Raw genomic sequence first — 12,895 nt, forward strand, 5'->3', positions numbered from 1 at the left:
TAATTTATGCCGCTCGTGTTACAGAGACTCTTGCTCTATACCGGCAATCACGCTGACCAAATGGCGGTTATTCTTTCCATAATTCACTTCACTAACGACCCTTAAGTCTCGACTGCACTTAATTTGGGCACCAGTGGCATGTGCCGATTTTTTACGCGAGCAGTTGGTAGCACTAGGTACTCCAGGTGCCTTAAGCAAAGACAAAGAAGCCGTAGCGTCCTTAGCAGTTAGCGTGATCACCTCATCTTTAGGCTTAATACCATCGATTGGAAATGGAGCTAAATTAGGCTTAGTAAAATTAACTGCGCTATTTACCTTTATTTCATCAAAAATAGCGCGGCTACTATCGGCGTAAGCCTGAGTAAGAGCCTCGTCATAATCTTGCGCCGCATTAATGACCTTCATATCAACGCTACTACTGCTCATAAGGGTTACGGCTACGCCGCTCACTACCAACACCATAACCAGGGCTGCAATCAGCACCACCCCTTGTTGGTGAGTACGTCCTAAAGTGCTATTAACCATTGGTTGCCTCCAGCATTGTTAATCTTAAAGGTTGAAACAAACACCATGCGACGATAATTTCCTGGCACATCCGCACCCGTTAATATTCGTTGTGTGGCGGCGGCATCCCCACCTAATGTATAGGTTTTGTTTTGTAACTGAATGTTATTATCTTCCTTTGTGGCACGCACTAATACGGATACTTGCACGGTTTTAATACGTGTCGGGCCCGATTGCTGCCAATGTGCAGGCGTCATCTCGCCCGCTTCTAGATATTCATCCACATCGCCATTGCCATCGTTGTCGAGACCGTAAAGAAAGCGAATATTTTCCACACCTTCAAGTACTGACTCAGTTTGCATTTGATCGCCAATTAAACGCTTACGCTTAAGCACAGGCACGGTAATCTCTTTACCGCCCGAGGTATATTTATCCTCACCTACGTAGTACACCAAGTGTTCATAGGGCCAGACGCCCTTACCTAGTTCAAATGGAATAGGATTACTATCACCTTCGATAAAGCGCGCATCAGATAAGGTGGTTTGTACATAATACTGGCCAGTCTGTGTGTTTTGGCCAGACACTTCCTCACCCGCTGCTCGTTTAATTTGAATAACATCACTGCCGGTCTTAGCATCGGTAATACAACCAAGCTCATTTGCAGAGTCAGCCTCTAGTCCATATATAACGGGAAAGTTTGGTACAGCCCCCGTACCTGGAAAACTGCCTATACTAAAGACCTCGTCAATACAGTCCCCTGCAGGGGCAGTCACCCCAGAGACATCGGCTGTGGTCAAAGAATAAATATTTAAGCGGCCAAAAAAGCCTGCCATTTTCAGATCTTTTCCTAAGATATCTAGGGCAATACGCCCAGTTTCTTGCAACTCACCCATCTCCACCGTATCCGAGGTGGTCACCTTCATGCTCAAATAGGTAAACATAACCCCGCCAATTAAAAACAAACCAACGACCATGGCGATCATTAGCTCTAATAGGGTGTAACCGGCTATTCGATTAAACCTCTTGTGCTTTATATCCATTGTCGCTCCCTACACAAATAGAAATGAATTAAGTGCTAAAACACGGCGGCGGTCATCATTGGTACCGCAATCCGCTTTAACCGCCCCGGCACCTGCATTGCTGGTCAACTCTTGACGCGAATCCCAAGAAATAGTCACTTTAATAGTTCGGTTATCAGCCCCACCATTGGTGGTATCAATACAAATCATGGCGCCAGACAACGAACCCGTGTTATCTGGCTGCGAACCGGTTGCATCAACTCCACGAATCGACTTACGCCAATGTTCCTTATCAAACAGAGCAACTTCAGCTGCACTACAGCCGTTGTTTATACAGCTCTTATAGCTGCTTGCTTCCGGTGGCGTATCACTACTGGCAATATTGCCGTTATAGTTGCCCGCCAGCGCCCCTTCGGTATTGGCTTTCATACGCTCAATCACATCGTTGGCAACGCCCAGCGCTGCCGCACGCTGCATGGCGTCATAGGTAGCCTGCTTTGCCTTTGCCTGTAAGGCGATGGCACCGAGGAGACCAAAGACTAAAACAATAAACGCGATAAGCGTTTCGAGGAGGGTAAAACCTTGTTGATGACGCATAATGATCCATGGAGTTGCAGTAATTCTTAACAGTTTAGTAACTCAAGCACCAGGCTCAACGTCAGAAGGAATAAACGGTATATTTAGAGGAATAAGCGGTCGAGCTAAGTAAAGGGTTCAGGTAGTACCAAAAAAACTAAGATTTTTTTCCTTAAAAAACAGCGTTAAGCTGAACTCACATAAGTGACGTGTGAAAGAAGTTAAATCGCTTCCTGCAAACTTGAGTAGCGGGTAGCAATCCAGGAGCGAAAAACATGGTTAATGATAAGTTAGTCGGCTAACGCTTCTTTTACCCGCGAGACTTCGCGACGACTGACACTCAATAACTCGGGGCTAGATTTTAACCGTACCTGATATTGCTTGTCCTGCTGCACCACGGATTGAAGCTGCGCCTTGTTTACCAAGGTATTGCGGTGAATACGCAAAAACACCCTCGGGTACTGTTGCTCCAACTCTTTGAGGCTGGTATCGAGTAACACCTGCGTATCACTACAGAAGGCTTGGGTGTACTTACCATCGCTACAACAATAAAGAATATCAGCCAGGTTTAATTTTTTGGTCTGATTTCCTACCTTATAGCTAATGCTCTGCTGTTGCTGCCCTTTTACCTGCGCCTTATTAAGTTGGCTCAGTTTATTCACCACTGTATCCAGCTCTTGGCGCTCCAAGGGTTTTAACAGATATGCAGCAGGCATCACCTTAAAAGCATCGAGGGCATGCTGAGGGTGAGCGGTTACAAACACAATAGCCGGCGGAATGGCCTGCCCGTTAATTTCTTGCGCCGCACTTAAGCCGTTCTTCCCCGGCATTTCAACGTCAATAAAGATCACATCGGGCTGCAATTGTGCAGCTAACTCAACAGCCTCCACACCATTATTCGCATACCCGATCACATCTATATGGGCGTGCTCGGCCAACAAGCGATTAAGGCGCTTTTGCGCCATGGGCTCATCATCAACGATCAAAACCTGCACTATATAAACTCCATTTTAGGCACCACCAACTTAACGCGGTAACTGTTCGCCAGTCGGCGCGCGCGCATGCTGGCTTGGCCGGCATAAATGATGCTCAGACGCTTTTGAATATTATCCAAGGCGATACCGTTATGAGCTCGTGTTGTTGGTGTTGGCTGCGCACTCAAACTGTTGCTAACAATAACAGTAGCACTTTGCTTACTAATATGTACCTCAACATCGATCACCCCGCCCTTATCACTGCTCTCAATACCGTGAACCACAGCATTTTCCAACAGCGGCTGCAGTGTTAAACAAGGCAAAACCACCTCGGGTATTTCCTTGGGAAGATGCCAGTTTACCTTTAGACGCTCGCCAAAACGCCACTGCTCCAGGGCAATATAGCGCTTGGCCAAAGCCAGCTCTTGCGCCAGGGTACTTTGCTGACCCACCTGCATCGCCGCCCGGGATAAAGACGCCAGCGCCAATGCCGATTCCTCCGCGGCGTCGCTGTCTTCATGGGCCAACTCGGCTAGGGTGTTGAGGCTATTGAACAAGAAATGGGGGCGAATACGGGCCTGTAACGCATCAAGCTGAGCTCGCGCATAGGCCGAATGCGCCTTGGCGTGTTCATTATAGATGGCCATAAACTGCACAAATAAGGCCGCTACCAGTAAACTAATGGCACTGCTTTTAAACACAAACCAATGGGAAAGCCGGGCATCGAGCAGTTCGAGGTAGCTGATATAAAAGGTGATAGCCAGGGTGCTCAGCACCAACACAGCAACCACGGCAAGCGCTTGCACAGAATTGTTTAGGTCAGGCTTAACTCGACTCAGAACATAAAGCGCAGCAATGCTGATGGAGGTAATAAATTGAATAAGCAGGCTGCTCTGGCCAAGTACCAACCAGAAATTATCCGGTTGGTACTCGCTGAAACTGATGATCAGGGCCAGCACCTGTGCCACGATCAAAGCGCTCAGAATACCGCGCGTTTGACACAAGGTGGTCAGTAAAGAATAAGAATTAGCTTGGGCTGATAACGACTGACTCATTAATCACCCCAAGTGCTTATCTAAGCTCTGCAGGAACGGCAAAGACTATATCTTCTTCACGTCCCGGGTTTTCCATCACCTGCTCACCGCCAAGTGATTTAAGGTGATTGACCACCTCTTTTACCAACACCTCTGGCGCTGATGCGCCTGCTGTTACGCCAACGCTATCAACATTTTGTAACCAGTTGGCATCAATGGAGCTGGCATCATCAATCAAATAGGCTGTGGTGCCCATTTTGCTTGCCAGCTCACGCAAACGGTTAGAGTTGGAGCTATTCTTAGCACCGACAACTAAAAGCACATCAACCTTGTCTGCCAAATCACGCACCGCATCCTGACGGTTTTGTGTGGCGTAGCAGATATCGTCCTTACGCGGGCCATCGATATCCGAAAAACGCTCACGCAATGCGTCTATCACATCGGCGGTATCGTCCACCGACAAGGTGGTTTGGCTGCAGTAAAACAGCTTGCTAGGATCTTTAACCTCAAGCTTGGCCACGTCCTCTGGGGTTTCCACCAGGTAGATGCCACCCTCTGGGTTGTCGTATTGACCCATGGTGCCTTCCACTTCTGGATGACCCTGGTGACCGATCAAAATACATTCGGTGCCACGGCGTGAAGCCCGGGTTACTTCCATATGTACCTTAGTAACCAAAGGACAGGTAGCGTCAAATACTTTCAGCTCACGACGTTTGGCTTCCTGGCGTACCGCTTGCGATACTCCATGAGCACTGAAAATCACGATACTGTCATCGGGTACCTGATCCAGCTCTTCAACAAACACGGCGCCTCGATCTTTTAGACCATTGACCACGTATTTATTGTGCACCACTTCATGACGCACATAGATGGGCGCCTCGAAAATATCCAAGGCACGCTCTACTATACTGATCGCTCTATCGACCCCGGCACAAAATCCGCGCGGGTTGGCTAACATGATTTTCATCAGTTAATTACCTCTAAGATCTCCACCTCAAACGTCAGCTTTTGACCGGCTAAAGGATGGTTGAAATCAATAGTCACCGACTCGCCTTGCACTTCACGCACTACACCCGGTAGCTCGGTGCCATCTGGCTGAGTAAAAGCAATAATTGCGCCCACCTTAGCTGGCGCTTCGGCGCTGAACTTGCTGCGATCCACATGATAAATATTGTCCGGATTAGGTTGGCCAAAGGCATCCTCAGGCTCAAGCTCAAAGCTTTTTTCCTCACCGGCACGCAGGCCCAGCAAACACTTCTCAAAGTTTTCCGTCAGGCTGCCATCACCCATTACCAGTTTAGCAGGCTTGTTGTGAACCTTGGTGGAATCGGCGGCAGAGCCATCCGACAACTTGATCGAAAAATGAAACACTACTTCAGAATTAGCACCGATAATGGCTTCACTCATTGACCGACTCCTTTTTACTGCTTGATTTAAAGGCATCAATTAACAATAGCGCGGCACCAATACAGATGGCGCAATCGGCAATATTAAACTTGGGGTAATGCCAGTTCTGATAATACACATGAATAAAATCAATCACATAGCCATAAACCATACGATCATAAAGATTACCTAGGGCGCCAGCCAACACAAGGGCATAGGCACAGCCAAGTAATTTATTCGATGCGGGTAAGCGTTTAAGCCACCAGATCAGTAACACCGAAATCGCCACCGCAATGGCACTTAAAAACCAACGTTGCCAGCCACCGGCATCGCTTAAAAAGCTAAATGCAGCACCTGGGTTATGTACATAGGTAATATTGAAAACCGGCAGAATATCTATGGTCTGCCCTAAGGTCATGGTATTCACTACTAGGGTTTTGGTGGCCCAGTCGACCACCAAAAGCACCACAGTAAGTACCAACCAAATTAATCCATTACGCTTAGCTGACACATTCACTCCTACAGCTGAGATTATGCAAATTGACGTGTTTCGCCATCGCCATCAACGTTGGTAACACAGCGACCACACAGCTCCGCATGCGCTTCAACACTGCCTACATCATCACAATAGTGCCAACAACGCTCACATTTTTGTGCATTAGTGGCGGCCACGAATACGGCTAAGCCAGTCAATTCAGACTCTTCAATGTCAGCCGGCTTATCACCATGGGCAAGCACGGATACTTTAGAGGTCAGCAGCACAAAGCGCAGCTCGTCAGACAAGGCATCCAGTGTCGCTTTAAGCTCGTCATTGGCGTACAGAGTCACCTCTGCTTGCAAGGTAGCACCGATAATGTCTTCTTTACGGGCACTTTCCAGGACACGGTTTACCGCATCACGGACGTTCAACACGGTTTGCCATTGCTCATCTGAGAACTTACCTTCAACCGCAGTTAAACCTTCATACCAGGTACCGGTAAATACAAACTCGCTGCGCTCACCCGGCAGCACCTGCCAGATTTCTTGAGCGGTAAAGCTTAGAATAGGCGCCATCCAACGTGTCATCGCCTCGGCAATATGGTACAGAGCGCTCTGACATGAACGACGAGCGTGCGAGTCAGCCTTGGCCGTGTATTGACGGTCTTTGATCACGTCTAAGTAGAAAGAGCCCAGCTCGCCGGTACAGAAGTTCATTAGCTTCTGTGTAACCACAAGTAGCTGATACTCGTCATAGGCATTAACGATTTCTTCTTGCAACTGCTCCGCACGAGAAACGATCCAACGATCCAGCTCAACCATGTCTGCTACTTCAACCAGGTCGGTGCTTGGGTTAAAGCCATTTAGGTTAGCCAGTAGGTAACGGCTGGTATTACGAATACGACGGTAACGATCCGCGGCGCGTTTGAAAATTTCATCCGATACCGTCATCTCTGCGGTAAAGTCGGTCGACGCCACCCATAGACGCAGAATGTCGGCGCCCATTTTATTCATCACGTCTTGCGGTGAAATCACGTTACCTAAAGACTTAGACATCTTACGGCCGTTTTCATCCACGGTGAAACCATGAGTCATAACCTGACGGTATGGCGCGCGGCCATGAATGGCAACACTGGTCATTAGCGATGACATAAACCAACCACGGTGCTGATCCGACCCTTCCAGGTATAGATCCGCAGGTGAGCTCAGCTCATCGCGAGCATCCAGTACACAGGCGTGAGTAACACCCGAGTCAAACCACACGTCCAAAGTATCTTGTACTTTTACATAACGCTCGGCATCCGCACCTAATAGGGTTTCCGGCTCAAGGTCATACCATGCCTGAATGCCGCCTTTTTCTACCAGTTGCGCCGCTTTTTCGATTAGTTCGCTGGTATTCGGGTGTAAATCACCCGTGTCTTTATCAACAAACAGGGCAATCGGCACACCCCAGGTACGCTGACGCGAGATACACCAGTCCGGGCGACCTTCAACCATGTTTTCAATACGGCTTTCACCCCAGCTTGGCAACCACTCTGTCTTCTTGATTTCAGCCAGTGAATCCTGGCGTAAGCCCGCTTTATCCATGGCAATAAACCACTGCGGCGTAGCACGGAAGATAATAGGCGTTTTATGGCGCCAACAATGTGGGTAGCTGTGCTGAAGCGCATGGTGATGCAACAATGCACCTTTTTCTTGCAGCAGCTCAATCACATTCGGATTGGCTTTAAATACGTGCTGACCGGCGAAAATAGGTGTATCCGGAAGATACACACCGTTAGCACCAACCGGGTTCGCCACTTCAAGGCCATAGGCAAGACCTGCCGCATAGTCTTCTTGACCATGGCCCGGCGCGGTATGAACGATACCTGTACCCGAGTCCGTAGTAACGTGGTCGCCAAGAATAACCGGTACATTGAATTCTAAGAATGGGTGCGCTGCTTGCAGGTTTTCAAGGGCAGAACCTTTGGCATAACCAAGCGTGTGGAAATGCTTAAAGCCAAAACGGTCCATACAATCTTTAACCAATTCAGAGCCAAGCACTAAACGCTGTTGTTGGCCTTCGTCTTCTACTTGGACTAAGGCATATTCAAGATTAGCGTGTACCGCTACAGCACGGTTAGCTGGCAAGGTCCAAGGCGTTGTGGTCCAAATCGCGGTGGCGATGCTACCTGTGCCCTTGTGCTCTGCGCTCAACGCAAATGCCGTTTCAACGGCCTGCTCGTCGGCGAACACAAACTTCACATCGATGGCTGGCGACTGCTTGTCTTGGTATTCAACCTCGGCTTCGGCCAGGGCCGAACCACAATCCGTACACCAGTGTACCGGCTTAGCACCCTTATGCAGGTGACCCTTGTCGATAATACGACCTAAAGTACGGATAGCATTGGCTTCGAAATCGAAGTTCATGGTCAGATATGGGTTGTCCCACTCACCGAATACGCCCAGGCGTTTAAAGTCGGCTTTTTGACCTTCCACCTGCTTGGCGGCGTAGTCACGACATTTTTGTCTGAATTCTGCGGCTGTTACCTTGTGACCCGGCTTGCCTACTTTTTTCTCAACCATTAATTCAATTGGCAGACCGTGACAGTCCCAGCCCGGCACATACGGGGCATCGAAATCCGACAGGGTTTTCGACTTGATAATCACGTCTTTTAGGATTTTGTTGACTGAGTGACCTAGGTGAATGTTGCCATTGGCATAAGGAGGTCCATCATGCAAGATGAAAGACTTCTTACCTTTTTTTGCGGCGCGAATTTGTCCGTACAAGTCTTGCTCGTACCATTGCTTTAACATTTGCGGTTCGCGTTGGGCTAGGTTGCCACGCATTGGAAACTCGGTTTCCGGTAAGTTTAAGGTATGTTTATAGTCGCTCATTAATCCTACTTTCCGTATCGGCTACAGACTGCCGCTCTGGGCGGTGGTCGCTAAAGTAAAAAACTGCTTTGCCGCGATGGCATCGTGCTTAATTTGCTGCACCAATTCATCGAAGCCATTAAATTTTTGTTCGTCGCGAAGCTTATGTTTAAGCTTCACTTCTATAAATTGTCCATAAATCGACTGGGCAAAGTCGAACAAGTGTACTTCCAACAAGGCCCGGGTACCATTAAATGTAGGTTTGTTACCTACATTTGCTACCCCATTGTAGGTGCGCCCGGCTATCACCGCCTGCACCGCAAAAACGCCATTAAGAGGGCATACCTGGCGTTTAAGGGCGACATTGGCGGTCGGAAAACCCAACTCGCGACCTTTTTTCCAACCATGGATCACCCGGCCACTGATGGCATAGTCATGACCCAGCATGGTTTTCGCCAGTTGCAAGTCTCCCGCTTTCAAGGCGGTACGAATAGCAGTGCTGCTCACTCTGGCATTGGCTTTTTTAAAGCTTTCCGTGCTTTTTACCGCCATACCGGCGCCCTTGCCCAGCTCTTGCAGCAAAGAAAAGTCACCTTCCCTGCCACGTCCGAAGCGAAAGTCATCGCCCACGGTCAGGGCCTGTACGCCCAGCTTGTCAATCAACACTTGCTGTACAAAATCAGCAGCGGCTAAATTGGCAAATTTGCGGTTAAAGCTGACACAGATCACCCGCTCAACCCCAAGCTTGGCAAGTAAAGCCAGCTTATCACGCAGTCGCGTTAGCCGTGCCGGAGCCTGATCTTTACAAAAGAACTCCTGTGGCTGCGGCTCGAAGATCATCACTGTGCTGGGTAGGTTTAACGCCTTGGCGTCCTCTAGTAACCCCTTGATCACCTCAACATGGCCTAAGTGCACCCCATCAAAGTTACCTATGGTGAGTACACAGCCGTGATGCTGGTCGCGTATATTGTGGATTCCGCGTATAAGCTCCATCGCTCAAAATGCCTTGTCTTTGCGCACTACTGCTGACGAAAGTGCTCGATTATAATCTTTTTTTTAATGTGATTCAGTAGTTGCCACATTTTTTATCGTACTTGGACGCACACCAAAAATAAAAAGCATACCAAAGTAAGTGCTTGCCGCCGCCCCTATCAGGCCAGCCAGCAGTATTATCTGCTCAAGCAAGGGCCAATCTTGCCACGCAAACTGGGCTTGCACCAGGTAAACCAGAATACCCATAACCACGCTAGCAATAAGGCATTTGCTACTAAAGACCAAACTAAAGCGGGAAAAATGATACACCTCGTCCTTGGCCAGCTGACGATACAGCAAAAAGGCATTACAAGTAGCCGACAGCGCCGTGGCCAGAGCCAATCCCAGATAACCGATAAAGGGCGCCAACATAAGGTTAAACACCATGTTCAGCGCCATGGCGATAATACCAATGCGTACCGGAGTACGGGTATCCTGGCGGGCATAAAAGCCAGGCGCCAAGACCTTAATGAGCATAAAGCTCACCAGGCCCACCGCGTAGGCGGCAACACCTAAGGCCACAGCCCTTACATGGTCTTCACCGGCACTGGCAAAGGCGCCATGGTCGAACAGCACGGTAATGATCAGCGGGCTGATGAGCATCAAGCCAACCATGGCCGGCAGTCCAAGGAAAATCACAAAGCGCACGCCCCAGTCCAGAGTAACCTGGAAGTCCGAACCTTTATCGCCGGCATGTAATTTTGACAGCGTCGGCAAGATCACCGTGGCAATGCCAATGCCAAATAGCCCGAGAGGGAATTCAATTAAGCGGTCGGCATAATAAAGCCAGGCAATGGAGCCGGTCACCAGGAAGGACGCAATAACCGTATCCAAGAAGAGGTTTATTTGCGACACCGACACCCCGAACAGCGCCGGGATCATCAGGGTTCTTACCTTTTTCACCCCTTCATCATGCCAGCCCCAACGCGGCCGAACCAACATCTTGGCGCGATATAAAAAGGGGATTTGAAATGCCAGTTGCACCACGCCACCGACAAATACACCTATGGCCAGCGCATAGGCCCCGACATCGAATTGCTGATGCAGAAAAACAGCACAGCCAATAATGGCCACATTAAGCAGCACTGGGGTAAAGGCGGCCACCGCAAAACGGTTATAAACGTTTAAAATAGCTCCACTGAGGGCCACCAAGGAGACGAAGAATAAATAGGGAAAGGTCCATTTCAACAAGCTTGAGGCAAGCAGGAACTTTTCTCCATCGGCGCCACCTTGATACCAGTCCACAAACCAGCCGGCGCCAAACAGCGCGGCAATTATGGGCGAGCCTATCACCCCAAGCAGGGTAACAATAATTAATATGGTGCCCAGGGTGCCGGCGGCGCGGGCCACAAAAAGCCGTACCGCGTCATCCCCTTGTTGTTCTTTTATCTCGCTCAGAACTGGCACAAAGGCCTGCGCAAACGCACCTTCGGCGAATAAGCGACGTAAAAAGTTGGGAATGCGATTGGCGAATAAAAATACGTCGGCACTGGCATTGGCACCCAATAAATTGGCCACCACCGCATCGCGTACTAATCCTAATACCCGCGAAATCATTGTCATGGCACTGACAATCATACCGGAACGAAACAAGCTGTTAGCCACACATCCTCTCTTGGGCCGACATTAATTGCGGCATTATGCCAATAAAAGCCGAGCGAATACAGCGCTGGTCGCCGCTCATTTGCTTTGCTATAATCCGCCGCGGTCACAGGCCATTAACTGCAATAACAAACCAAATTTTATTGGGTATAGGGTGCGCTAACCCGCTATAGCACCTTATATATGTGTCTCCCGGTAGGCATTGGCGATTCGTTACTCCTGCAGTTGGCTGTGCCACGTGAGTAAATTTGATTGACAAATTGAAAAAAAACGGGCATAGTCCACGGCCTTTAAATATAAGCTTTATTTAAGATTGTTAGGAGCAAACCTTGGCTAACATCAAGTCTGCAAAGAAACGCGCTGTAACCAGCGAAAAACGCCGTCAGCACAACGCAAGCCGTCGTTCAATGATGCGTACATACACAAAGAAAGTAATTGCTGCCATCCAAGCTGGTGACAAAGAAGCTGCACAAGCGGCTTTCGCAGTAGCTACACCTATTTTAGATCGTTACGCAACTAAGGGTCTAATCCACAAAAACAAGGCAGCTCGCCATAAGAGCCGTCTTGCTGCTAAGATAAAAGCGCTATAATTTAGCTCTTAATCTAGCAAAAAAACCGGCCTAGGCCGGTTTTTTTATGTCTGCAAATCAATCACGTTCGAATAAACACATGATTAAGCAGGCGCGGTATACACCTGCTCCCCATTTCTTGAGTTGCCTCTTAGGCAAACTCTATGCTGGGATAAAACTTTTTCAGCATCGCCGCAATCTTCTTCGGTGAAAAGGGTTTCACCACAAAACCTTTGGCGCCCTTGTCTATGGCATCCTTTACATTATCAATAGTAGAATGCGCGCTAACCATCACCACCTTCGCCTCGGGCAAAATAGCGTTAATGTCGGCTATCATCGCCTTTCCGTCACCATCGGGCAGTTCGATATCTAAAAATACAATCTGGTAACGCTTTTGCGCACAGGCCGACATACATTGCGCCGCAGTCGCCGCTTCATCGACATCGTCTATCCCTAAATGCATCAAGGTTTGGTTGAGAAAACTCCGTACCGTGCCAACATCATCCACTATTAATATTGCTATATCGTCCATTGAAACTTCCTAACTTATCCTACTGAATGGGGCAATCCTAAGAATTAACTTAGATAACCAAACTACACTAAAAACCGCCCTTATTATAGAGCGATGCGACGGTTAGGCCAAGCATCTGCCAGCGCCTTGGTAACCAAGCTTACAAGGTAGAAATGACGGGGCGCTTAACTGCCTTATTAAACATTAAGCAAACTTATGTTTATTCTATCGACTTAACCTCAATCAAGTTCCCTATATAGTCATAAAGAAAACGCTAGCCTGCATTAGTTCTAATCAGTAATGCATCATTATCTATTTTTTCAGATGCTAAAAAAACTGATGAACGCCTCCTTAA

At 48.5% G+C, this 12,895-nt stretch carries 13 protein-coding genes; 1 reads left to right on the forward strand and 12 read right to left on the reverse strand.

Annotation, left to right across the window (positions count from 1 at the left end; all coding sequences use genetic code 11):
• Positions 1-18: 18 nt before the first annotated feature.
• From C2M24_RS01510 to murJ, 11 genes are all read right to left on the reverse strand, one after another.
• Entirely contained in the window at positions 19-525 is a 507-nt protein-coding gene (locus C2M24_RS01510) for a pilus assembly PilX family protein (protein WP_105213060.1), read from the reverse strand.
• Positions 507-1,544 carry a PilW family protein gene (locus C2M24_RS01515; RefSeq protein WP_105213061.1) on the reverse strand — a complete coding sequence of 346 codons (1,038 nt, stop codon included), beginning with the start codon at positions 1,542-1,544 and terminating at the stop codon, positions 507-509. The genes C2M24_RS01510 and C2M24_RS01515 overlap by 19 nt, the downstream gene beginning before the upstream one ends.
• A gap of 9 nt (positions 1,545-1,553) precedes the next feature.
• Entirely contained in the window at positions 1,554-2,120 is a 567-nt protein-coding gene (gene pilV / locus C2M24_RS01520) for a type IV pilus modification protein PilV (protein WP_105213062.1), read from the reverse strand.
• A 269-nt stretch (positions 2,121-2,389) separates the two neighbouring features.
• Positions 2,390-3,094: a LytR/AlgR family response regulator transcription factor gene (locus tag C2M24_RS01525; RefSeq protein WP_105213063.1), complete on the reverse strand. Its 705-nt coding sequence runs from the start codon at positions 3,092-3,094 to the stop codon at positions 2,390-2,392.
• On the reverse strand, positions 3,094-4,128 hold the full coding sequence (locus C2M24_RS01530) for a sensor histidine kinase (protein WP_105213064.1): 1,035 nt from the start codon (positions 4,126-4,128) through the stop codon (positions 3,094-3,096). The genes C2M24_RS01525 and C2M24_RS01530 overlap by 1 nt, the downstream gene beginning before the upstream one ends.
• A 16-nt stretch (positions 4,129-4,144) precedes the next feature.
• Positions 4,145-5,074, reverse strand: a complete 930-nt coding sequence (gene ispH / locus C2M24_RS01535; RefSeq protein ID WP_105213065.1) for a 4-hydroxy-3-methylbut-2-enyl diphosphate reductase — start codon at positions 5,072-5,074, stop codon at positions 4,145-4,147.
• Positions 5,074-5,514 carry an FKBP-type peptidyl-prolyl cis-trans isomerase gene (gene fkpB, locus C2M24_RS01540; protein WP_105213066.1) on the reverse strand — a complete coding sequence of 147 codons (441 nt, stop codon included), beginning with the start codon at positions 5,512-5,514 and terminating at the stop codon, positions 5,074-5,076. The genes ispH and fkpB overlap by 1 nt, the downstream gene beginning before the upstream one ends.
• The gene (gene lspA / locus C2M24_RS01545; RefSeq protein ID WP_442792493.1) at positions 5,507-6,004 is read right to left on the reverse strand and encodes a signal peptidase II; all 498 of its coding nucleotides are present in this window, start codon (positions 6,002-6,004) and stop codon (positions 5,507-5,509) included. Before lspA ends, fkpB begins: the two co-directional genes overlap by 8 nt.
• A 20-nt stretch (positions 6,005-6,024) precedes the next feature.
• A complete protein-coding gene (ileS, locus tag C2M24_RS01550) occupies positions 6,025-8,847 on the reverse strand; it encodes an isoleucine--tRNA ligase (protein WP_105213067.1) in 2,823 nt (940 codons plus the stop codon).
• A gap of 21 nt (positions 8,848-8,868) precedes the next feature.
• Entirely contained in the window at positions 8,869-9,819 is a 951-nt protein-coding gene (ribF, locus tag C2M24_RS01555; RefSeq protein ID WP_105213068.1) for a bifunctional riboflavin kinase/FAD synthetase, read from the reverse strand.
• A 63-nt stretch (positions 9,820-9,882) separates the two neighbouring features.
• Complete coding sequence (gene murJ, locus C2M24_RS01560) at positions 9,883-11,463, reverse strand: murein biosynthesis integral membrane protein MurJ (RefSeq protein ID WP_105213069.1); 1,581 nt, start codon at positions 11,461-11,463, stop codon at positions 9,883-9,885.
• Positions 11,464-11,789: 326 nt separating this feature from the next.
• Between murJ and rpsT the strand changes: the two genes are divergently transcribed.
• A complete protein-coding gene (rpsT, locus tag C2M24_RS01565) occupies positions 11,790-12,050 on the forward strand; it encodes a 30S ribosomal protein S20 (protein ID WP_105190149.1) in 261 nt (86 codons plus the stop codon).
• A gap of 130 nt (positions 12,051-12,180) precedes the next feature.
• On the opposite strand, the gene C2M24_RS01570 is transcribed toward rpsT, so the two are convergent.
• Complete coding sequence (locus C2M24_RS01570; protein ID WP_105200969.1) at positions 12,181-12,561, reverse strand: response regulator; 381 nt, start codon at positions 12,559-12,561, stop codon at positions 12,181-12,183.
• Positions 12,562-12,895: the final 334 nt, after the last annotated feature.

Source organism: Pseudoalteromonas sp. T1lg22 (genome assembly GCF_002964645.1).
Classification (GTDB): Bacteria; Pseudomonadota; Gammaproteobacteria; order Enterobacterales; family Alteromonadaceae; genus Pseudoalteromonas.

Excerpts from the sequence above, each read along its gene's own strand:
- C2M24_RS01510 (WP_105213060.1), bottom strand. The coding sequence starts at position 525 with ATGGTTAATAGCACTTTAGGACGTACTCACCAACAAGGGGTGGTGCTG.
- C2M24_RS01515 (WP_105213061.1), bottom strand. The coding sequence starts at position 1,544 with ATGGATATAAAGCACAAGAGGTTTAATCGAATAGCCGGTTACACCCTA.
- pilV (WP_105213062.1), bottom strand. The coding sequence starts at position 2,120 with ATGCGTCATCAACAAGGTTTTACCCTCCTCGAAACGCTTATCGCGTTT.
- C2M24_RS01530 (WP_105213064.1), bottom strand. The coding sequence starts at position 4,128 with ATGAGTCAGTCGTTATCAGCCCAAGCTAATTCTTATTCTTTACTGACC.
- ispH (WP_105213065.1), bottom strand. The coding sequence starts at position 5,074 with ATGAAAATCATGTTAGCCAACCCGCGCGGATTTTGTGCCGGGGTCGAT.
- fkpB (WP_105213066.1), bottom strand. The coding sequence starts at position 5,514 with ATGAGTGAAGCCATTATCGGTGCTAATTCTGAAGTAGTGTTTCATTTT.
- ileS (WP_105213067.1), bottom strand. The coding sequence starts at position 8,847 with ATGAGCGACTATAAACATACCTTAAACTTACCGGAAACCGAGTTTCCA.
- ribF (WP_105213068.1), bottom strand. The coding sequence starts at position 9,819 with ATGGAGCTTATACGCGGAATCCACAATATACGCGACCAGCATCACGGC.
- C2M24_RS01570 (WP_105200969.1), bottom strand. The coding sequence starts at position 12,561 with ATGGACGATATAGCAATATTAATAGTGGATGATGTTGGCACGGTACGG.